At 59.5% G+C, this 20,397-nt stretch carries 17 protein-coding genes; 5 read left to right on the top strand and 12 right to left on the bottom strand.

All coding sequences use genetic code 11. The features are described 5' to 3' along the window. Positions 1 to 60 precede the first annotated feature (60 nt). A complete protein-coding gene (locus ACA047_RS17390; protein WP_497351353.1) occupies positions 61 to 1,782 on the bottom strand; it encodes an acid phosphatase in 1,722 nt (573 codons plus the stop codon). Between the two features lie 355 nt (positions 1,783 to 2,137). Here ACA047_RS17390 and ACA047_RS17385 point away from each other — a divergent pair, with 355 nt between their 5' ends. Continuing rightward, the gene (locus ACA047_RS17385) at positions 2,138 to 2,704 is read left to right on the top strand and encodes a GNAT family N-acetyltransferase (protein WP_497351351.1); all 567 of its coding nucleotides are present in this window, start codon (positions 2,138 to 2,140) and stop codon (positions 2,702 to 2,704) included. Positions 2,705 to 2,791: 87 nt separating this feature from the next. Here the strand turns inward: ACA047_RS17385 and ACA047_RS17380 are convergent, their stop codons facing one another. The 5 genes from ACA047_RS17380 to ACA047_RS17360 all read right to left on the bottom strand — a co-directional run bounded on the left by ACA047_RS17380 (position 2,792) and on the right by ACA047_RS17360 (position 8,671). Further along, positions 2,792 to 4,486, bottom strand: a complete 1,695-nt coding sequence (locus tag ACA047_RS17380) for a bifunctional metallophosphatase/5'-nucleotidase (RefSeq protein WP_497351349.1) — start codon at positions 4,484 to 4,486, stop codon at positions 2,792 to 2,794. Positions 4,487 to 4,553: 67 nt separating this feature from the next. Beyond that, positions 4,554 to 5,201, bottom strand: a complete 648-nt coding sequence (locus ACA047_RS17375) for a MotA/TolQ/ExbB proton channel family protein (protein ID WP_497351347.1) — start codon at positions 5,199 to 5,201, stop codon at positions 4,554 to 4,556. Positions 5,202 to 5,224: 23 nt separating this feature from the next. Continuing rightward, a complete protein-coding gene (locus ACA047_RS17370; protein WP_497351345.1) occupies positions 5,225 to 7,507 on the bottom strand; it encodes a TonB-dependent receptor in 2,283 nt (760 codons plus the stop codon). 25 nt (positions 7,508 to 7,532) lie between these two features. Beyond that, positions 7,533 to 8,267 (bottom strand): energy transducer TonB family protein, encoded by a 735-nt coding sequence (locus ACA047_RS17365; protein ID WP_497351343.1) that lies wholly within the window; start codon positions 8,265 to 8,267, stop codon positions 7,533 to 7,535. Next, positions 8,264 to 8,671 carry an ExbD/TolR family protein gene (locus ACA047_RS17360; RefSeq protein WP_497351341.1) on the bottom strand — a complete coding sequence of 136 codons (408 nt, stop codon included), beginning with the start codon at positions 8,669 to 8,671 and terminating at the stop codon, positions 8,264 to 8,266. Before ACA047_RS17360 ends, ACA047_RS17365 begins: the two co-directional genes overlap by 4 nt. Positions 8,672 to 8,860: 189 nt before the next feature. Between ACA047_RS17360 and ACA047_RS17355 the strand changes: the two genes are divergently transcribed. Beyond that, on the top strand, positions 8,861 to 10,441 hold the full coding sequence (locus tag ACA047_RS17355) for an alkaline phosphatase D family protein (protein ID WP_497351339.1): 1,581 nt from the start codon (positions 8,861 to 8,863) through the stop codon (positions 10,439 to 10,441). 55 nt (positions 10,442 to 10,496) lie between these two features. Here the strand turns inward: ACA047_RS17355 and ACA047_RS17350 are convergent, their stop codons facing one another. Further along, on the bottom strand, positions 10,497 to 11,204 hold the full coding sequence (locus tag ACA047_RS17350) for an ArsR/SmtB family transcription factor (protein ID WP_497351337.1): 708 nt from the start codon (positions 11,202 to 11,204) through the stop codon (positions 10,497 to 10,499). Between the two features lie 139 nt (positions 11,205 to 11,343). Between ACA047_RS17350 and ACA047_RS17345 the strand changes: the two genes are divergently transcribed. Further along, positions 11,344 to 12,717, top strand: a complete 1,374-nt coding sequence (locus tag ACA047_RS17345; protein ID WP_497351335.1) for an MFS transporter — start codon at positions 11,344 to 11,346, stop codon at positions 12,715 to 12,717. Here the strand turns inward: ACA047_RS17345 and ACA047_RS17340 are convergent. From ACA047_RS17340 to ACA047_RS17330, 3 genes are all read right to left on the bottom strand, one after another. After that, positions 12,629 to 13,171 (bottom strand): SDR family oxidoreductase, encoded by a 543-nt coding sequence (locus ACA047_RS17340; RefSeq protein WP_497360416.1) that lies wholly within the window; start codon positions 13,169 to 13,171, stop codon positions 12,629 to 12,631. The genes ACA047_RS17345 and ACA047_RS17340 overlap by 89 nt on opposite strands. A gap of 130 nt (positions 13,172 to 13,301) precedes the next feature. Further along, positions 13,302 to 14,318, bottom strand: a complete 1,017-nt coding sequence (locus tag ACA047_RS17335) for an EthD domain-containing protein (protein ID WP_497351333.1) — start codon at positions 14,316 to 14,318, stop codon at positions 13,302 to 13,304. Further along, positions 14,311 to 15,510, bottom strand: a complete 1,200-nt coding sequence (locus ACA047_RS17330) for an MFS transporter (RefSeq protein WP_497351331.1) — start codon at positions 15,508 to 15,510, stop codon at positions 14,311 to 14,313. Before ACA047_RS17330 ends, ACA047_RS17335 begins: the two co-directional genes overlap by 8 nt. A gap of 130 nt (positions 15,511 to 15,640) precedes the next feature. On the opposite strand from ACA047_RS17330, the gene ACA047_RS17325 reads away from it, so the two are divergent. Next, a complete protein-coding gene (locus ACA047_RS17325; protein WP_497351329.1) occupies positions 15,641 to 16,564 on the top strand; it encodes a LysR family transcriptional regulator in 924 nt (307 codons plus the stop codon). A gap of 101 nt (positions 16,565 to 16,665) precedes the next feature. Here the strand turns inward: ACA047_RS17325 and ACA047_RS17320 are convergent, their stop codons facing one another. Beyond that, a complete protein-coding gene (locus ACA047_RS17320; RefSeq protein WP_497351327.1) occupies positions 16,666 to 17,382 on the bottom strand; it encodes an SDR family oxidoreductase in 717 nt (238 codons plus the stop codon). 518 nt (positions 17,383 to 17,900) lie between these two features. Here ACA047_RS17320 and ACA047_RS17315 point away from each other — a divergent pair. Further along, positions 17,901 to 18,755: a helix-turn-helix transcriptional regulator gene (locus tag ACA047_RS17315; protein WP_497351325.1), complete on the top strand. Its 855-nt coding sequence runs from the start codon at positions 17,901 to 17,903 to the stop codon at positions 18,753 to 18,755. Positions 18,756 to 18,813: 58 nt separating this feature from the next. On the opposite strand, the gene ACA047_RS17310 is transcribed toward ACA047_RS17315, so the two are convergent. Beyond that, positions 18,814 to 20,373, bottom strand: coding sequence for an MFS transporter (locus ACA047_RS17310; protein ID WP_497351323.1), 1,560 nt, complete (start codon positions 20,371 to 20,373; stop codon positions 18,814 to 18,816). Positions 20,374 to 20,397: the final 24 nt, after the last annotated feature.

The following is a 20,397-nucleotide window of genomic DNA, read 5'->3' as shown; positions in this document are numbered from 1 at the left end:
TGCTGTGCCGAAGAATCGCCATCGCGGGCAAGCGAGCTCCCACTAGTAATGTCGCTGTGCCTACACCGGGAAGTGCAGCGCGTTACTCAGATCTCCCATCGGCGCCTGCCCGCGAGCAACCATCGCGTTGTCCCGCTCGACGATCCCATCGAGTTTTTCCAGGCCATGAACGCGGGTAATCAGGCGCAGGATCGAGGCGGTGTCGTAGATCGTGTGGTCCACCGTGCCCTTGCGCGCGAACGGCGAGATGACAATCGCCGGTACCCGTGTGCCGGGCCCCCAGCGATCGCCCTTGGGTGGCGCAACGTGATCCCACCAGCCGCCGTTTTCGTCGACGGTGACGATGATCACCATGTTTTTCCATTGCGGGCTGTTGCGTAGAATCTTCACCGCGCGATCGATATGTCGATCTCCGGCAGCCACATCGGCATAGCCTGCGTGCATGTTCAGGTTGCCTTGCGGCTTGTAGAACGTCACCGCAGGCAACTTGCCGGCTTCGGCGTCAGCGAAAAATCTGTTGGTGGTCGACTCATCGCCCAGCCCGCCATCGCGCAGACGCTTGTTGCGCTCGACAGGGTTTTGTGGCCCGAGCTGCTTGAAGTAATTGAACGGCTGATGGTGGTACTGGAAATTCGGAATCTTCGGAATACCGGTCGAATCTTTGTACTCGTCCAGCGTGACCTGCCAGGCCCCGGCGTACCAGGCCCAGTCCACGTTCTTCTGCGACAGCTTGTCGCCGATATGGTCGTGGGATTGTGGGACCAGGACGTTGGCCTGGTTGGGCTGCGAGTAGTCCGGTTTTTCCTTGTCGCGCAGCGAGGTCGGCCAATAGGGCGGGACCATTGTGTTGACCGCGTAACCATCTGGCGTCAGCGCGCTGGGACCGAACTGAGGCGGACCGACCATGGCACTGGCTGGCGATTTCTCCAGTGGCTTGAGGCGGTAATCCAGCGGGTCGCTGCTTTGCAGCACGGCGATCTGCGACTTGGCGGGCGAGTTGACGGCGTCCGGATAGAACGGTGCCCTGGCTGAAACCAGATATTGATGATTGAGGAACGAGCCGCCAAATGCGCCTTGGAAGAAGTTGTCGCAGAGTACGAACTCCTTGGCGACATCCCACAAGCGCAGGGAATACTGGGTCTGGCTGTAGTGGCCCATGGTCAGGCTGCCGGAATCGGCCCAGGCAACGAAACCGTCGTTCTTGCCGCCGTTGATCTGCATCTGGTTCTGATAGAACACATGCCACAGATCGCGTGTGACCACGCTCAACGGCAGATCCTCGCCACCCGGGCCCTTCAGCGCATAAGGCGCGTTAGGGAGATTTTCCTGATACTGGACGCCGGTCGCATAGGTTACGCCATCGATGCTTTCCGGCCCTGCCTGGCAGACACCGCCCCAGCAGGGCGGCAGTCTGTCCAGCAGCGTGCCGTCGCGGTCACGCTGTCGATAGTCCTCGGGGCTGACCGCTGACAGGGGGTTTTCGACGCCGGGGAAGTTGGCGAACAAATTGTTGAAGCTGCGGTTCTCGCCATAGATGACCACGATGGTCTTGATGTTTTCCTGCAGCGCCTTGTCCAGTTCCGGACCGCTGAGAGTGCTTTCCAGCAAGGCGCTCTTGCTGTCGCCGCCCGATTCGCTGGCAGCTACAACGCCGCTCAGCGTAGCGCCCGCGCCCAGTACCGCAACGCCGCCCAGGAATCGGCGACGGCTGCTGTCGGTCGGGGAATCAGTTGCGGTGGCGCTGGCGGACGGCTTGGATGGATCTTGTGGCTTGTCGCTCATCACGGCTCCTGCTTGCTGGACCTAACTAAATGTTACCAGTTGTGTCAGCGGAGCCTAATCTCGCGATGTGACGGTATTGCTACAGCGCTTGGCCCGCATTCCAGAGCCCCGCTGCAGTGGTCAACCGTTGAGGCGGTGAAGATATCTGTCGCCGTTTGAACGTTGAAGCGGGGTGATCAAATTCTCGCCTAGCGGGGGAATGTTCAGTCTGTCGAGAGATTGACGAGGGAGAGGCCGAGAAATTACGCCTATGTGGTGAGCTGGTTCTCCTATGGTGATCGTGCTTGGCGTGTCACCCTACGGCAACGGCCGCTGCGTACAGTAATTTCTTTTTTGATAGCACAGAGAGCTGTCGATGCACTTACCCATCCTGAACACGCCGCGCCTGCAACTCATGCCGTTGCAACTTGAGCAGGCCGCGTGTCTGTCACAACTGGGCGATGATCCCCTGGTGGCCGCTCATACGGCGAGCGTGCCGTCGCCTTATACCCTGAGCCAGGCTCAAGAATTTATCGAGCGTTCCGCGCTGGCAGGTGAGCGCGACGAGAACTTCGTGTTCGGCATAAATTTGCAGTCGAACGAGCTGGTCGGCGTGATCAGCTTGAGACCTTTGCACCGGCACCGCAGCGGTCATGTCGGTTATTGGATGGGCGCGCCTTTCCGAGGCCACGGCTATATGACCGAGGCCGTCGAGAGAGCCTTGCACTTTGGGTTTGAGACGTTGGAGATGCATCGTATTCATACGGCCTGCCTTGCCGTGAACCAAGCGTCGGCGAGGGTCCTGGAGAAAGCGGGGTTGGAGCGTGAAGGGTGCAGCAGGCAGGCGTTTTTCAAAGAGGGAGTGTTTCATGATTTGCTGCACTTCGGTGCTGTTGGAGAGCTCTGGCATAGGCACCATGCAGGCGGGAGCCGGGACCGCTGACACAGCCCCAACAACCCTATGCCTGGACAGTTATAGTCCCGGTATCAATGTTACTGAGCGTCGCTACAACGCAGCCCAATACAAGGCTTAATTAAGTCGCTCGATACGACCCGCACTCACTGCCTTGCCCACTGGCACCTTCTTTTCCTCGTTGAGACGTAAATAGCTCAACATGGCATCAAGATCCACCAAGCCGCTGTCCTCAACACGTGTGCCTTGTTTGAACAAGGTGAAACGTTCAGCGCCGGCGGCCAGAAACGAATTGGCGACAATTCGGTACGTGGTCTTTGGCGCAATGGGTTTGCCATTGAGCCGCACGCTACCCGGTACCACGCGGTTATCGGCGGGGCGCTGTGCATCCCAGCGATAGCTGAAACCCGTGGACACCTGCAATGGATTGAAGTCCTCGCCCTTCCATTGCTGGTTCAGCAATGCGAGTACTTGTTCGCCGGTGAGGTCCATGAGCACGAGGGTATTGGTAAACGGCTGCACGCTGGCGAGCTGAGCGTACGTCAGCCCCTGGCCCTCAGGTTGCGCCAGGCTGGCGCGAATGCCGCCGACATTCATGAACGCGATCTGGGCACCCCACTTCTGCGTCATTGCCAGTTGGGAGTCGCTGACCAGATCGCCCATCGGCGATTCGCCGTTATGGTCCAGTTGAGCGGTCACCCGCGGTACTGAGAGGCGACCCGCTGGCTGCATCAGCACGGCGTTACTGCGTGCTTCCAGCTCTTTTTGCAGCGCGACCATTTTGGCGTCCGGCGGGTAGCGCCGCGGATCGGCCAGCAGGTTGGTGGCCGTGAGGGCAGTGACATGGTGCTGGCCCGGCGTGACCTGCAGCGTCAGGCGCGTCAGCAGATGCCCGTAGGAGCTGCCTTGAGTAACGGAGAGATTGCCCACCTTGCACAGATAACCCTGGTGCGAATGAGCGCTGAGCAGCGCATCCACGGCCGGATCGAGGCGTTGGGCAACGTCGACGATATCGCCGCTCAGTTGTGTGCAATCGGGTTGATCGAAGCGCTCCGGGGTGCTGCCTCCCTGGTGCACCACGGCAATGATGGCGTTGACGCCCTGCGCCTTAAGCTCGGGAATCACTCGGTTGATGGCTTCTGCTTCGTCCGTTGCCTTGAGGCCCTTCATGCCGTTGACGCTGACGATCTGCGCCACGTCGCGCAGTACGGCGCCGACGAAGGCAATCTTCACGCCATGACTCTCCTCGATACGGTAAGCCGGTAACAGCAGCTTGCCGGTATCGGTATCAATCAGGTTGGCGGCAATGTAGGGAAAGCCAGCGCCCGCAAAGTTCGGGTGGAATTTGCACGCTTTCTGCGGGCGTGGCGACTGGCAGCCGCCGTTGATCTGGCGCAGCAACTCGGCCTTGCCGGCGTCGAGCTCATGGTTGCCCAGGCTGCTGAGCAGCAACCCCATGCCGCGCAGCGCTTCCAGCGTCGGCTCGTCGGCCCACATCGCCGAGAGCGCCGGGCTGCCGCCGACCAGATCACCGCTGCCGACGAACAGTAACTGCGGATCCTCTGCACGAAGCTGGTCGAGCATGCCGCCCAGAGTGGCGATACCTCCGGCGTCGAGCTTGTGCACGGTGCCATCGGCATCTTTGTAGCCCCACGGGTTGGGCTGCAGGTAACCGTGCAGGTCGTTGATGGCGACGATGTTGACTTCGACGGGGCTGGGCGGGGTATTGCTCGGAGCCTGGCTGCAGCTGGCGACGGCGCTGAGTAACAGGAGCACCACCATGCGGCGGCTGTGGTCGAGAAAACCTTTCATGGGTAAACGTCCTGTCGTTCCTGAAAAAAGCGATGCGCCTGGGGCAAGGAGGCGCATCTGCATGGTTTTAAACGGTGCTGTAGTGCGCAGCGGGCCGTTGCGTCACCTCGGTTGGCGCGTTGACGCGCACGCCCATGGAAGCGCGGATCAAGAGCATCTTCAACTGATCGTTGATGCGTTCGAGGCGATCCTGGAACAGGTTGTGAAACACCACGCAGAACAGCGCGATGGCAATCCCCAGGCCCGTGGCGTACAGCGCTGTACCGATACCGGCAGAAATCTGCCCTGGGTCCGAAACCCCCGCGCTGGCCAACGCCTTGAAGGTGTCGATGATGCCTAGGATGGTACCCAGTAGGCCGAGCAGCGGTGCCGCGGTGACGATGGTTTCGATGATCCACAGACTACGTGCCAGCGGTGCACGGGTGCTCAGGTACTGGGTCTCGATGACATCGTCGAGATCCTTGCGGGTACCGCCGGCCGCTTTCTGCTTCAGCACTTCGCTGACCATGTTCATGGGCAGGCTCTTGCGCGCGGTCAGGTCTTCGGTCAGGCCGTGTTCGTTCTGCATGGCCGGGGTGAGCTGGGCGTACAGGCGGTATGCCTGTTTGCGCACATAGGCGAAGTAGAGTGAACGCTCAATGATGATGAACACGGCAATCGCCAGGGCGCCGTACATCACATAGAACGTCACGTCGTGCATCAGGTTGGTATTCATGAAGATCTCCGATTCGGGTGATGTCAGAAATTGGCTTCGAGGGCCACGGTAATGGTGCGCTCGACGCCGACGATGTAGGCCGGGTCGCCATCGCGGTAGCCGCCATAGGTCGCCGAGTTGGTCTTGATGGTGTACACGCCGTCCAAGTATTCCTTATCGAACAGGTTGTCCACGTTTAGGCGCAGCGTCGCGCTCTTGAACAGGCGCTTGTCCACCGGCAGGTAGACGCCCGCGCCCAGGTTGAAGATGGTGCGCCCGGGGATGCTTTCATCGTTAGTCATGTCGCCGTACAGCTTGCTGGTCAGCTTGGCGCCGAAGGTGCCGTAGTAGCGGCCGTTGTCGTAGCCGATGTTGGCAGCGAGCATGTGCTCTGGCACGTTGGGGGACTGTTTGCCGGCCGTCGGCAGGGTCACCTGTACGCCATTGTTGTATACCTGAAGATCGTCTTTTTGCTTGGCGCGGGTGTAGGTGTAGGAGGTGTAGTAGTTGAAATCGTGTGGCAGCAGGCCGCTCCATTCCATTTCCACGCCGTAGTTGTCCACGTCGCCGGCGTTGATGTCGGTAGCGTCGCCATTGACGTCCTTCGAGGAGACCTGGCGGTTCTGGAACTGCATGTAGAACAGGCTCGCCGACAGGGTCAGGTCAGGCTCGACGAAACGCCAGCCCAACTCTTGGTTCCAGCTGGTTTCCGGCTTGAGATTGATGGACTCCTCCGAAGCGTCATACAGCGCGTAGTTCTGCGGAATACGCATGTTGCGCGAGAGGCTGTAGAACACTTGGTTGCGGTCGTCGATCTGGTATTTGAGGCCGGCGTTGGGCAGAAATTTGTTGTAAGTCTGACTACGTTTCTCGGGGGCTTCGGTCAGGCTGCCGTGGTTGGTGCCTTTGCGCTCGACGTTCATAAACGACAGGCCGGCGTTGAGGGTCCAGTCCGAGTTGATGTACCAGGTGTCCTGCGCCCAGACCTTCTGCGAAGGGGTTTGCGTGTAGCGATTGCGGCCCTGGACGACTTGGCCGTTGGCGTCGACCACTTGATCACTGTCAGGCCAGACGGAGTCCGGGTTGCCCTCGGAGTCGATACTGATGAAGGGTTGGGTCTGACGCTGACGAGCGTTTTCGTACCAGTAGCCGAATTGCAAGCTGTGTTCGCCCAAGTCCCAGTTCAGCTTGGTGGTGATGCCCGGGCGCCAGGTTTGGGTGCGCGACGAGCGATAGTAGACGCCGCTGTTGGAGGTGCCATCTGCGTTGTACGTAGCTGCCGAGGCCAGGTTGCTCAGGTCGTAGACGCCGCTGGTGCTGGAGCTACTGTTGAGGGCATAGCTGGAACTGCCGACGCCGCCGCCGTTGCCATAGTAGTAATACGGGTTGACGTCCATCGAGACGTTATCGGCCAGCTTGAAATGGGTGTTGAACACGGCCGTGAAAGTTTCGAACGGGTTCTGTGCCAGGCCATAGTAGCTGGTGATCTTGCCGTTGCTGTTACGCGTGGCTACGGACGGGTAGGGGTCGTAATCGCGGCCATACTGGGTGTACTGATCCTTGGTCAGCTGGCTGTAGCTGTTGTTTTCCTGCTTGTGGTACTTGAGGATCAAATTGGCGGTATTGCCGTTTTCAGCTTCGAAGAAGCTGTTCCACTCGACCTTGTCAGCCCGCACTGCACCGTCACCCCGCCATTTCTGGCCTTCTTCGTGGGACGCCGACAACCAGTTGCTCAAGCCGTTGAGCTCGCCGGTGTTCAGCCGCGCGAACGTCTTGTAGGTGCCATTGCTGCCTGCGGTCTGCTTGACGAATGTGCCGGTTTCCTTGGTCGGGCGAATGGTCACGATACCGATGTTACCGCCGCTCGAGCCGATGTGCGGGGCGTCGGCTTCCGAAGCGCCCTGGGTGACGAAGATCTGATCGATGTTTTCTACGTCGCCCAGCAAGTTGGAGTACAACGTATAGTTGCCGGAGTCGTTGATCGGCATACCGTCGACGCTCATGCCGACCTGGTCGGAGTTCATCCCGCGCATGGTGAACTTAAAGCCGGAAAGTCCGGTGGCGTCCTCGCTGGAAATATTCAGGCCGGGGGTGTATTTCAGTTTATCGATGGCGTTGCCGGTTGCGGTTTGTTTATCCAACGCTTCCTTGGTCACCGTCGAGCGGGATTTCGCGCTGTCTTCGGGCGCCATGTAGCCACCTCCCTGAGTGGCTTTGCCTTCGACCTCGATGGTGCCGATGTCCGAATCCTGCGATTCGGCCGCGAAGGCGACACTGTGGGTCAGGCTTGCGGTCATCAAGGCGAGGGTGATCTTGCTGAACTTCATCACTTACTTCCTATGCAGTCTGTGCTTATTGCACGCTGTAGTTGAAGGTGGCGGTAAAGCGATGCTGGCTTCGGCCACCAAAGGCTTGCTCAGGGAATGGCTTGACTTGCTTGATGTGTTTGAGGCTCGTGCTGGCCGCGCGGTTGAGCAGCATGCTCGGCGCCGGCTTCTCAATGCCGGCATCCAGAACGTTGCCGGCGCGGTCCACCAGCAACCACACCACGACATCGCCGGTAGGGCGTTCGAGCGATGCCTGGCGGCCGCTGGGGTACTGTTTGAAGCGGTCCATGTCGCTGCGCAGTCCTTGCATGTATCCGCCTTCGAGCGCGGCGGTATCCACTTTGGGCGTCGCCGGTGCAGGCTTGGCTGGCGCCGCAGGCGCGCTGGCCGTTTGTACGGGGGCTGGCTGTGGTGCTGCCGGAGGCGCCTTGGCAACGATGGGCGCCGCGGGCTTGGCGACAGGTTTGGGTACAGGTTTTGGCGCTATGGGCTTGGGCGGTGGCAGGGCGGCCTCAGGCTCTTGCACCACGGGAGGCGGTGGCGGCTCTTCCAGCACTGGCGGGGGAGGCTCGACCACGGGTGGTGCCACTTCGGCAGGCGGCTCGGGTTCGACCAGCGCCAGCTCGACAGCGGATTCGTCGTATACCGGCTCGATCTTCAGCGGCTCGGTACGCAGCGTGATCAGGATCGCTGCAACTGCCGCCACCGCGGGTATGCCGCCGAGCCATTGCCGGCTGCGATACAGGAGGTAGAGGCTCATGATTTGCGCGTGGCGATGGAAATGGAGGTAAAGCCACCCGCACGCAGGGCATCCATGATTTCCACCAGCCGCGCCACTTCGACGCCCTTGTCGCTGTTGACGATGATGACGGTCTTGGCATCCGGCTTCTCCAGCGCTTTGAGGGCCGGGATCAAGGCATCAACCGTGGTGGCCTGGCCATCGAGCTGCAATTGGCCCTCGAGGCCCAGCGTGAGGATCGATTTATTCTGCGGCTTGAGCTGCTGCGCGGTGCTCGCACTGGGCAGCTGCGTCTTCATTCCCAGCGCCGGAATGACGTTCAGGCTGATCAGTACAAAGAACACCAACAGGAACATCATCACGTCGATCATCGGAATCAGTTCGATGTGCGCCTTGCGTTTTTTTGGTTCGTCCCAGGCTCTCATGACGGTCCCCTTGTTTTAACTAGAGGCGGGACACTAGCAGCGGATTATGAAAAAAATGTTAATTAATATTTAAGATAAAAAGCGTCTAGAACGGCCATCTTGACGAAATATTTAAAGTTTTATGACCGTCATCAAATCGACTTCGCTGAAGCCCATTGTCGGGAAATTTGACCGAACGGATAACTTTTCATGGCCGCGAATTCAGCCCCTTTCAACCCTTCCCGAAGGCGCATTTTGACGGGCGCTGCGGCGGCAACCGGGTTGGCATTGATTGGCCCGTACGCACGTGCCAGTGGTATCGATTACCCCTTCACTTTGGGGGTGGCCAGCGGCGATCCATGGGTGGATGGTTTTGTGATCTGGACCCGTCTGGCGCCTCGCCTCGGGTTGGACGCGCAAACCGCATTACCCGGGCAGGTACCGGTGCGTTGGACGGTGGCCAGCGACGACGCCATGCAGCATGTGGTCCGCCAGGGTGAGGCGGTTGCCGACAGACGTTTTGCACATTCGGTGCATGTGGAGGTCGGGGGCCTGCTGCCCGATCGACCGTACTGGTATCGCTTCGAGGCTTTGGGGGCTCAGAGCCCGATCGGACGTTCGCGAACCGCCCCCGCAGCACACAGTTTGGCGCCTGCGCATTTCGGCTTCGTGTCCTGCTCAAATTGGGAGCTGGGCTATTTCAGCGCCTACCGACATCTTGCGGCGGAACAGCCAGACCTGGTGTTTTTTCTGGGCGACTACATCTACGAGGGTTCATTCGCCCCAGGCTCGTCGAAAATACTGCGTGCGCACACTGTGGCTGAGGCCGAGGATCTGGCGGGCTACCGTAATCGTTACGCGCAGTACAGAAGCGATCCCGACCTGCAAACCCTGCACGCTTGCGCGCCGTGCGTCGCTACTTGGGACGATCACGAGGTGCAGAACGACTACGCCAATCGTTGGTCGCAGGACGCTGGCGTGAGCCCGCAGGCGTTTCTGCGACGGCGCGCGGCGGCCTATCAGGCGTTCTACGAACACATGCCGCTACGCCGCAGCAGCCTTGCGCATGGACCCGACATGCGCATTTATCGGCATCTGGATTTCGGCCGGCTGGCGCGTTTTCATGTACTCGATGGTCGGCAATATCGCACCGAGCAACCGTGCATTCCGGGCAGCGGCAGCCGTCGCGGGCATATCGCCAGCGCTGCGTGTCCCGACCTGCTGGACCCACAGCGCACAATGCTCGGTTGGCAGCAAGAAGCCTGGTTGCATCAAAGCCTGGCGCAATCGCAGGGTTGCTGGAATATCTTCGCCCAGGATCTGTTAGTGGCACCGTTGCTCCAGCACGACCCGAACAGCCAACTCCTTGGACACTGGACGGATGGATGGGATGGTTATGAGGCCACGCGACAGCGCGTGCTGCACTCCATTGAGCAGACCAGGGCGCGCAATCCGGTGTTCTGGGGCGGCGATATTCATTCGTTCTGGACCACCGACCTGCATCTGAATAGCAAGGATCTCGAGTCGAAAATCGTTGCCACCGAGTTCGTCGGTACATCGGTGACTTCCGACGGGCCATCCTTTGAGACCTTCAGTGCGATCCTGCCGCTCAATCCTCATGTGAAATTCTTCGATAGCCGTCAGCGAGGCTATGTATCGGTGTCGCTCGACAAAATGCAGATGGAAACCCGTTTCCGGGTCATCTCAGACCGGCGCGATCCCCTCGCCACGGTATCGACCCTGGCTCGGTTTGTGGTTGAAGACGGCAGGGCGGGGGCGCAGTTGGTGTAGGGGGATGGGGCCTATGAAGTACACCTGAAGCCGGTGCGGTGCTCGTTTATTTTGATTAAAGGGCTTCAAGCTCATGCAGGTGCTGGACGCCTAAATAGTGCTTGAGCGCTCTCCAGCCAACATCGGTGATGGTTACGGCGCGAGTGCCTGCGGACCTGCGCATCCAGCCCTGGTGGCAGAAGGTATCCAGCAGGTGTGCGCCCAGCGGTCCTGCAATGTGATGTTGCCTTTCGGTCCAGTCCAGGCATCGGCGAGCCGGGCCTAGGTCTTCGAAACACAGCTCGCCGATGTCCGGGTTGAGGGTTCGTATCCATTCAATGCCGCAAGGGCTAAGCGCATATTCACGCTCATTGCGCTCAACGATGAACCCGCGCTCAAGCATGCCTTGAGTCACCGCGACGCCGACTTGACCGGCCAGATGGTCGTAGCAGCAACGGGCAAAGCGCAGCTCATGGGCGGCGCGATTGGGCAGGCTGCGCCAGGAACTGGTTTGTGGGGAGACGGCTGCCAGGCTTTCCAGCACGCGGGAAACGTCAGGGCCTGCCAGTTGATAGAAGCGGTTGCGCCCTTTGATCTCGACGGTCAGCAGTCCGCCATCGAGCAGTTTTGCCAAGTGCGAACTGGCGGTCTGTGGCGTGACGCCGGCGGCGTCCGCCAGTGCACTGGCTGACAAAGAGCCGCCATCGGACAGAGTGATCAGGATGACCGCCCGTACGGGTTCAGCAATCAAGTAGGCGATGGATGCAATTTTAGGCGGGGTCATTGCATTGAGTTCCGTGTAGGCGTCGGATCACTTCGGATTTCAGGATGACATAGCTAGCCACACTTCGACATAGCTCGAAGTATTTTTTGAAAAAACCTGCTTATAGTCAATCCGTCGCCAGGAAAGGAAACGCGAAGTCATGGATATCACGAATAGCTACCAACGACAGGTTCTGATTGCTACCAGCCTCAGCTACGTCGTTGTCATTCTCGATACTTCAATCGTCAACGTGGCACTGGAATCCATTTCTCAGACATTTGGTTCGGATATCACCGGGCTGCAATGGGTGATCAATGCTTATACGTTGACGTTCGCCAGTTTGCTGCTGACGGGGGGATTATTGGGTGATCGTTTCGGTGCGAAAAAAATCTACGGCGTTGGCTTGGTCCTGTTTGCTGTCGCTTCTGCATTGTGTGGTCTGGCCACTGAACTGCGTGAACTGGTGATCGCCCGGGCCTTACAGGGGGCGGGCGCGGCCATGTTGGTGCCGTGCTCGCTGATGCTGATCAACAGTGCGTACCCGCAGACTCATCAACGGGCCAGTGCCATCGGTGTCTGGGCAGGTTGTGGCGGTATTGCCATGGCGGCCGGGCCCTTGGTGGGTGGGGTTCTGATTGAACTGTTCAGCTGGCGCAGTATTTTTTTGATCAATGTGCCTATCGCCCTGGTCGGCGTATGGCTGACGTCGCGTATCAGCCATTCGACGCCATTGGTGCCTAATCGCCACCTGGACCTTACTGGCCAGGCTGCAGCCATCGTCGCCCTGGCCACTTCGGTGGCTGTGCTGATTGAAGGGGCGAAGTGGGGGTGGAATTCCGAATGGGTGTATGCGGGCATAATCCTGGCCTGCGCCGCTTGGTGCTTATTCCTGATGATCGAGAGTCGGCACAAGGATCCGATGTTGCCGTTGTACTATTTCCGTAGTCCTGTGTTTGCAGGGGCCACCTTGCTGTCGTTGATTTCCGCGTTGGTGTTCTACGGTCTGTTTTTCCTGTTGAGCCTGTATTTCCAGACAAGCCGCGGATGGTCAGCCCTGGATACCGGATTGGCATTCCTGCCCTTGACGGTCATGGTCACCCTCGGCAGTTTTACCTGCGGTCGGTTGACCCGTGCCTATGGCGCCCGCGTTGTGCTATGCGCGGGGTTCGGGTTGTATACCTTGGGATTCATTGGGTTGTTCGCCCTTGCCAGTGACGCGCAGTACTGGCGGATCGCACTGTGTTACCCAGCTGTGGGTTTTGGCGCCGGGGTCATTACCCCGGCCGCCACCTCGGCACTGATGAGCGTGGCTGACCGTGCCAAGGCAGGGGTGGCGGCTGGCACCCTCAATGCCAGTCGACAGAGTGGCTCCGCGTTCGGCGTGGCGATATTCGGCGCGCTGCTGACTTCGATCCAACCGCTCAACGAGGCCATCTATGTCGCGGTCAGTGTTGCGATTGGCTTGTCGTTGCTGGCCATGGCGCTGTGCGTGCTGGTGCTGAAAATACCGGCGGCCCAAACTGTGGAAAATTGATTCGCTCTATCTGTAACAGAGATCGCTCGGCACGCGTTTGCGAATGTCCTGAGGTGTTGCTGCCCCCGAAAAACATCAACAGTGGTGTTTTGGAGGCATAGTCGGCGAAGACCGGTGCCTTCTGTTTTTCCGTAAGGAAATCCCACCAGGGTGTATCGATGACACCGGCAGACACGCCGTTAGCACGCAGAGGACGAAGTTCAGCGGTAAGAGTGAGGGCCAATGCGGCGACCGCGGCATTGGCCGCGCCAACCCCTGCCGTCCCTGGCATAGCAGCATGGGCCGTCACCGCAGAGACGAAGGTGATACTGCCATCCTTGCGTAGGGATGGGAGCGCGGCTTGTGCCGTAGCAAAGTGTGGAAAGACCTTTTCCTCGAAACCCTGTCGCACCTCGTTGAGGTTGACTGATGCGAATAGTCCAATCCCCCATGCCGCTATCGAGCGAAAGTACATGGTGATCGAATGCACCGATGTGCGCGAAGGCCTCGGGCAGACTTTCCGTGTCGGCGGCGTCTAAGACGAATACAGCAAGATCGCCGCTCAATTCGGATGTCGCCGTTTCTACAATCAGCGTAGCCTCAGTTCATGTGCCCAGGGCGGTGGCGTATTCCGGGGCGATGCGGTTGATCAACACCATGTCGATAGTCGTCCACCATTCGCTGGCCGCCGGATCCATCATCCGCGACTCGTCTTCGGCGATCGACTTGTGTTCGGGGCTGCGCAGGAAATCTTCCACGTCGCCTACGCTGGTGAAGCTCATCAGAGTTACCCCGTCAATGCCGCAGGCCTGCGGGTGATACAGCGGTTGGCCCGGCTCGATCGGCCCGATGTTGTGGAGTTGCACATAGCGCCGTGCCCAGCCCTTGGACTGCACCGTCGCGAGCGGCGCATGCTCACGCAGCCACCATTGCTGGAACGCTTCGCGGCTGACCGTCGGGTTGCGCACGTGGAGTTTGACCAGCGTGACGGCTTCGTTGCCCGTGGCGCTCGGCACGATGACGTACTGGCATGAGAGCACTGGGGCGATGTCGCGAAAGATCACCTGGTCTTCGGGCAGAATTTTCTCGCGCACGCGGGCATTGCCGAGCACTACGGCAATATCCTCGGGGCCGGAGAAGTTCAGATAGGCGATGCCGTCCCAGCGTGGGCGCCGGTAGGCTTCGATATGGCCGACGACGGTGGGCCACAACTTACCCTCTGCATCGGCCGGCGCACGGTACGGCGGAGGGTCGGTGTGGGTCGGTCCTGGCGCGAAGCGGTGCAATTGGTCGTAGCGCAGCAGGCGCTCCAGACTGCGGTCGTCCGGCTCCTCGGCATGGATGAAGCGCACACCATGCACCTTGCGCCAGTACTCGCCCCAGTGCTCGAAGTTGAGATTCGGATTGCCCTCGAAGGCATTGGCGGCGGCATCGGCGGCCGGGTCGGTGATGACGTTTGCGGCATGGTCGAGCATATGGCCATCGGCTCGCCGCCGTTCGGTCAGCGGCGTGTTGTCGGCGCGTGCGAGCAGCGAGCACAACACGGTAAGCGGTCGATCGCTGCCAGGCCGAGGTTGCAGGTACGGAACGCGGAACAGCCGTTCCTCGATGGTCTTAGTCATGGGGATGGTCTCCAGGGAAATGATGAAGAAAGGATATGGCCAGTGCTGCCAGCCCCGCAGCGGCGGCAAAGCCGTAGAGCCCGAGCGTACCCGCGCGCGCCCACGCCGCGCTGCCGATGGCCGCGCCGGCCGCCATGCCGGCCATCGCGCCGGTCATCAGCAGACCGTTGAGGCGACTGCGGGCCTGCGGGTCCAGTCCGTTGACGATGACTTGGTGCGAGACCAGCGCGGCCATCACGCCTAAATCAAAGACCGCGGCGCCGACCGCCAGACTCCAGAGGCTGGGAGGCAGGATTGCCATGCCAAGGAATGCCACGATCACCAGCCCGCAACCCAGGCGGATGGCGGGCAGCGGTCCATGGCTATCGTTGAGGCGGCCAAACCGGCGCGCAGCCAGCGCACCGGCCGCGCCGGCAATACCGTAGGTGCCCGCCACGCCGGCTCCTACATGGAACGGTGGCGCCGCGAGCACCAAGGCAAGCGTGGACCAGAACGCGCCCAGCGTGGACGCGAGCAATGCCTGTGCCGCCACGGCCAGCCGCAGGGCGCGGTGTTTTCGCCAGAGCGTCCACAAGCTGACGATCAGGGCACCATAGCGGCTGCGGCTTGTGGGTGGCAGGTTCGGCACGGTGCGCCAGGCGATAGCCATCACCCCTAGCATCAGGCCGGCCGCTACGAACTGCATGGCCCGCCAGCCCAGGGTGTCAGCGATCCAGCCGCCCAGGGCGCGCGAAAGCAGGATGCCGCTGAGCAATCCGGTCGTGACGGTGCCCACAGCGCGACCACGCTGTTCGTCGGGGGCCAGCTGCGCCGCGATCGGTACAAAGTCCTGGCCGATGCTGCCCAGCAGGCCAACGGCGACACTGGTGACGATCAGCCAGCCGAGGCTGGGGGAGAAGCCTGCCGCCAGCAGGCCCAGCACCAGCAGCACCGCCTTGACCAGAATCAGCCGCCGCCGAGGCACTACGTCTCCGAGCGGGGCCAGCAGTAGCATGCCCAGCGCATAGCCGATCTGGGTCAGGGTCGGCACCCAACTGACCTGTTCCGGGCTGGCGCCGAACTCGGACTGCACCAGAGCCAGGCCCGGCTGGAGATAATAGATGTTTGCCACGCCCAACCCGGCGCAGGTTGCCAGCAGCAACAGCGTGCTATTCAGGCGCGACGAAGCAGACGTAAGAGCCAGTTGTGGCATCGGGGTTCTCGCGTAAAGATCGACAGCCCTGGTGGGCTATTCCAGCGAGACATGTTATTGACGAATCTTGATTCGATATATGATCTAAGAATCGCAATAGAGTTGAATTTAATTCGTCAATGGGTGCGCAATGAATACGCCAGACCCGTTCCGTAGTATCGCTGTCTTCATACAGGTCGTGCAGACCGGCAGCTTCACGTTGGCGGCCGAGCGGCTGGACATGAGCAAGTCAGGGGTCGCCAAGAGCATTGCCCGCCTGGAAGCCACGCTGGGCGTCCGGCTGTTCCAACGGACCACGCGCCGCCTGGGTCAGACCGAGGAAGGCCGCCAGTTTAACGACGGCTGCCTGCGGGCCTTGGCGGAGTTGGAAAAGGCGCAGGCGCAGGTGACGACGCAGCGGCAGATACTGGCCGGGCGATTGCGTGTTGATCTTCCGGTGGTCTTCGGCCGGCGCTGGGTACTGCCGGCATTGCTGGAGATTGCCAGGGAATACCCGGCGCTCGAACTGGACGTGAGCCTGACTGATCGCCAGACCGATCTGGTCGAGGATAGCATCGACCTGGTGATACGCATCGGGCCGCTGCAAGACAGCGCCACGCTGGTTGCCAAGCCGTTGGGCGTGCAGCAAGCCATGCTGGTTGCCCATCCGGACTACTTGGCTCGGCACGGCCAGCCGCAGTCTCCGGATGATCTGCACCGGCACACCTGCATCACTTTCGGCAGCGGCGGGCAGGCGCGGCCCTGGCACTTCCTTGACCGCCACGGCCAAAGTCAGCTCTTGGCGGTGCGCGGGCGGCTGGGCCTCAACCATAGCGAAGCCATCCTGGACGCGGCGTTAGCGGGGCATGGCATCGCGCTGCTGTCCGACTGGCTGGTGGCCGAGCACTTGACCGCAGGGCGGCTGACGCAAGTGCTGCCCGAGGAACGAACCCAGGGCTTTCCCATCCATGCGGTATGGCAGAAGAACCAATTCCTGTCGGCCAAGGTACGCCATGTCGTGGACTTGCTGGCCGAGCGATTCTTGCCAAAAGCGCCTTGGCAGCGGGTTGAGTAAGTGCAGTTTTTCGGCGGCCGCAGGGGAGCAGCGCAAGTTCCCTTCCATCGCGCACATCCACGCAAGTGACGATGTTCAAACTTGAGGCTACGTCCAGCGCCTTACCCACCGAACCGTAACCCGCCGTCGCAAATGATCACTTCACCGCAGATGAAACTGTTGGTAATCAGAAACGCGATAGTCTGGGCGACATCTTCTGGGCGTCCGACACGGCCAACGGGTGTTTTGGAAGCGTAGTCGGCGAAGACCGGTGTCTTCTGCTCTTGCGTGAGGAAATCCCACCAGGGCGTATCGATGACACCGGGAGACACGCCGTTAACACGCAGAGGACGAAGCTCAGCGGCAAGAATGGGGACCAATGCCGCGACCGCTGCATTGGCCGCGCCAATCCCTGCCGTCCCAGGCATAGCAGCATGGGCCGTCACCGCAGAGACGAAGGTGATACTGCCATCCTTGCGTAGGGATGGGAGCGCCGCTTGTGCCGTAGCAAAGTGTGGAAAGACCTTTTCCTCGAAACCCTGTCGCACCTCGTTGAGGTTGACTGATGCGAAGGGGCCTGCCCCCTTGCCGCTACCGAGCGAAAGCACGAGGTGATCGAATGCACCGATGTGCGCGAAGGCTTCGGGCAGACTTGCCGTGTCAGCAGCATCTAAGACGAATACAGCAAGATCACCGCTCAATTCGGATTTCGCCGTTTCCAGGCGCTGTTTACTGCGTCCTGTAATTGTGACTTTGTGGCCCAGAGTAAGAAGCAGGTTAGCAGTAGCAAAGCCGATACCAGAAGATCCACCTACAATAACGATATGTTGGGATGACATTGAATTATTCCTTTCTGTTTAGGTTGAAAAGTGAAAACGGTTAACGCACTTGAAGACGCGGGTAATTGCTTGCCAGGGCCACGTATTACTTGGGGTTATCCCGATAGGCCGACAAGTTCGAGACTGACCCATCGAAGGCGTTTGCGAGCGTTGTCGTCATAGGCTTGCGGGTTAGCCTTCTAGTTCATGGGGAAGTAAGCTTATTTTTACAACCAAGAATACCAGGCCGGAAGTTATGGCATTATCCTGGTATAAGTTAGTACCAGGATAGTGAGGGGTACGTCCGACTCAGGGTGTGCTGAATGGGAGAATGATCCGGATCTGGCGCTGTCAGCTTCAAGCATTGTGGTTATCCTTGATTATTCAGATTTTGCGTTCTGAAAAGGGCATTCAGTGCATGCCTCCAGTCGAAAACTTTCATCTTTTAGAGCACATCGATCTTTGCTTGGCGGGAAAACGTTGTGCTACTTTCGGTGACGCAGCCAGTTTTCAAGTTATCCTGATATTGGGGTACTGTCATGGGCATGGGGTTGATCGATCTGGACGCTGCTAGGCGGCAGGAGTTTGGTGATTTTCTGAAGTCGCGGCGAGCACGTTTGTCGCCGGAGCAGGTGGGCTTGATAGTAGGGAAGAGACGGCGTACGCCGGGGCTGCGCCGTGAGGAGGTGGCGCTGCTCTCCGGGGTGGGAACCACTTGGTATACGTGGCTTGAGCAAGGGCGAGAAGTGCGACCCTCGTATGAAGTGTTATGGGCGCTTGCTAGGGCGCTACAGCTGAATGACGCCGAATGCCGCTACCTGTTTGATTTGGCAGGCCGGCAAATGCGCGAAAAGCACAAGCCGTTTTATGACCCCCGTCAGCCTCCAGATTCCTTGTTGCGAATGCTTGATCAACTGGCCAACCAGCCAGCCTACATTCTTGGCCCATGCTGGGAAGTCTTGGCATGGAACCGTGCAGCGTCCGCGCTTTTTGGGAATTACTCCACGCTTCATGGTATTGAACGCAATATCATCTACATGTTGTTCAATAATTCCGAGCATCGCAAGCTCCTAAGCGATTGGGACACCTTGGCACCGACTGCTTTAGGGATGTTTCGTGCCGAAAGCGCACATTCGGCTGGTCGGCCCGAACGCGACAATCTGGTCAACGAACTTTTGAAAAAAAGTGAAGATTTTCGCTACTGGTGGGGCAAGCATGATGTATTTCTTTACAGATCAACCCTCAAACGGATATGCCATCCGCAAGAAGGTCCAATGTATTTTGAGTACAACAGTTTTACTTCCGATGACGGCTCTCGAACTAAGCTGGTGATGTACACTCCTTTGGAAGAGGGGAAGACTATCGATAAAATTGAACGATTAATGCGTAACTGATTGGGAGTATATATGGATGCGTATGGCTATTACGTTAGCTTTTCATAGCGTCTATATCTCAGATATCCGATGAAAGACCAGCTGTGCCGGACGCAGGTTCAGCTTTTATGTCTGCGACGTTGCGCCGTCCCAGAAACAGAAAGACTACGGCGGCTGTCAACAGCGTGAAAATCGCCAGCATTTTCAGCAAAGTGTTGAACCCTGCGGTATAGGCCGCGCGCAACACCTCAAGGGGGATTTGCGCAGCAGCAGGGGGGATGTGTGCGATATCACCCATGACCAAGCGTCGAGCAATATTTGAAACGTCGCTGGGTGAGAGCTTGACCGCCGCGCTGACGGTCAGGTGGTGAGCGACCAGTGCGGTCAATACCGCGACCGTGATCGCCAGGGCAACGCCTTCGCTGGCCACCCGGGTCGTGTTGAAAATACCAGATGCCATACCCGCCCGTTCTTTTGGAATCATGCTGATCGACAGGCCATCCATCAAGCCCCATGGCAGTCCCGTCCCCACTCCAATGAGCAGCATGGCAGCGATGATCTGACGTTGATCGCCGACCTTGATCGTGCTGAGCCAGTAGAGGCCAGCAGCGGCGATCAGGAAGCCAATTGCGCAGAGCGCGCCTGCCGATAACCACCGCGTGAGGGACGCCGCGATGATGGGGACGACGAGCATCGGGGCCGAGAGCGCCACCATGATCAATCCAGCCTGAAAGGCGCTGGCGCCTTCGACGCCGATAAACCGAAAAGGCAGCAACACGATCAAGACGATGTAGCAATAGCAGGTCCCGATCGGCAGGATCTGGACGCCGACGAAACGGGGAAAGAGAAACAGCCCCAACTCCAGCATCGGCTTGCTCACACGATTTTCGACGAGGATAAACAACAGCAAAAAGAACGTAGCCGCTGCAAGGAGGTATTGAATGAGCGGGGATGCCCAGCCTTGCTCAGGCGCCAGAATGACAGCGGTCGTGAACGTCACCAGCAGTGCGCAAAACGTCAGCACGCCGAGGGCGTCCAACCGATGCGCTTGTGGGTCGCGGCTTTCGTGCATTTTAGGCACGGCAAAAATCAGCGAGAGGCCCGCGAGTAGGGCAGTGCCGAGGAAAATCGCACGCCAGCCCAGGTGCTCGATCAGCAGCCCGCAAACTAGCGGTCCAAAGGCCAGGCCAACGCCGAAAGTGGTTCCCAGAAGGCTGAAGGCGCGGGTCCTGGCATGGCCTTCGAACGCTTGCGCCAGGGCAGCGCAACCGCTGGACAATGCGGCGGCGGCAGCGATGCCCTGTACCGCACGTAACGCGTCCAGCCAGAGGATGCTGGTCGCCGCCGATAACAGGATAGAAACGCAAGCGAACAGTGCCATGCCCCACATGAACAGGCACTTGCGTCCGTAGATGTCGGCAAGTGTGCCGGCGGCCATTAACAGGCTGCCGAAACTGAGCATGAAGGCATTGGTGATCCAGGCCAGTTCCGTTGGCTCGGCATCGAATGTCTGGCCGATGAAAGGTGTGGCGACCGCCCCCCCGGTAAAACTCATCGGTAAAACCAGTGCTGCCAGGCAAATCGCCGCAAGAATGGAATACCGGCCATTGGCGGGCAGCGGTTCGTTCGTGGCGTTCATTGGGTTATTCCCTGGGTGTCCGGT

The sequence above is a fragment of the Pseudomonas sp. LBUM1664 genome, assembly GCF_059695895.1.
The sequence above is the reverse complement of the archived record's forward strand: the minus strand, read 5'-3'. Positions and strand labels throughout refer to the sequence as shown.

Excerpts from the sequence above, each read along its gene's own strand:
- ACA047_RS17390 (WP_497351353.1), bottom strand. The coding sequence starts at position 1,782 with ATGAGCGACAAGCCACAAGATCCATCCAAGCCGTCCGCCAGCGCCACC.
- ACA047_RS17385 (WP_497351351.1), top strand. The coding sequence starts at position 2,138 with ATGCACTTACCCATCCTGAACACGCCGCGCCTGCAACTCATGCCGTTG.
- ACA047_RS17380 (WP_497351349.1), bottom strand. The coding sequence starts at position 4,486 with ATGAAAGGTTTTCTCGACCACAGCCGCCGCATGGTGGTGCTCCTGTTA.
- ACA047_RS17375 (WP_497351347.1), bottom strand. The coding sequence starts at position 5,201 with ATGAATACCAACCTGATGCACGACGTGACGTTCTATGTGATGTACGGC.
- ACA047_RS17370 (WP_497351345.1), bottom strand. The coding sequence starts at position 7,507 with ATGAAGTTCAGCAAGATCACCCTCGCCTTGATGACCGCAAGCCTGACC.
- ACA047_RS17365 (WP_497351343.1), bottom strand. The coding sequence starts at position 8,267 with ATGAGCCTCTACCTCCTGTATCGCAGCCGGCAATGGCTCGGCGGCATA.
- ACA047_RS17360 (WP_497351341.1), bottom strand. The coding sequence starts at position 8,671 with ATGAGAGCCTGGGACGAACCAAAAAAACGCAAGGCGCACATCGAACTG.
- ACA047_RS17355 (WP_497351339.1), top strand. The coding sequence starts at position 8,861 with ATGGCCGCGAATTCAGCCCCTTTCAACCCTTCCCGAAGGCGCATTTTG.
- ACA047_RS17350 (WP_497351337.1), bottom strand. The coding sequence starts at position 11,204 with ATGACCCCGCCTAAAATTGCATCCATCGCCTACTTGATTGCTGAACCC.
- ACA047_RS17345 (WP_497351335.1), top strand. The coding sequence starts at position 11,344 with ATGGATATCACGAATAGCTACCAACGACAGGTTCTGATTGCTACCAGC.
- ACA047_RS17340 (WP_497360416.1), bottom strand. The coding sequence starts at position 13,171 with ATGTACTTTCGCTCGATAGCGGCATGGGGGATTGGACTATTCGCATCA.
- ACA047_RS17335 (WP_497351333.1), bottom strand. The coding sequence starts at position 14,318 with ATGACTAAGACCATCGAGGAACGGCTGTTCCGCGTTCCGTACCTGCAA.
- ACA047_RS17330 (WP_497351331.1), bottom strand. The coding sequence starts at position 15,510 with ATGCCACAACTGGCTCTTACGTCTGCTTCGTCGCGCCTGAATAGCACG.
- ACA047_RS17325 (WP_497351329.1), top strand. The coding sequence starts at position 15,641 with ATGAATACGCCAGACCCGTTCCGTAGTATCGCTGTCTTCATACAGGTC.
- ACA047_RS17320 (WP_497351327.1), bottom strand. The coding sequence starts at position 17,382 with ATGTCATCCCAACATATCGTTATTGTAGGTGGATCTTCTGGTATCGGC.
- ACA047_RS17315 (WP_497351325.1), top strand. The coding sequence starts at position 17,901 with ATGGGCATGGGGTTGATCGATCTGGACGCTGCTAGGCGGCAGGAGTTT.
- ACA047_RS17310 (WP_497351323.1), bottom strand. The coding sequence starts at position 20,373 with ATGAACGCCACGAACGAACCGCTGCCCGCCAATGGCCGGTATTCCATT.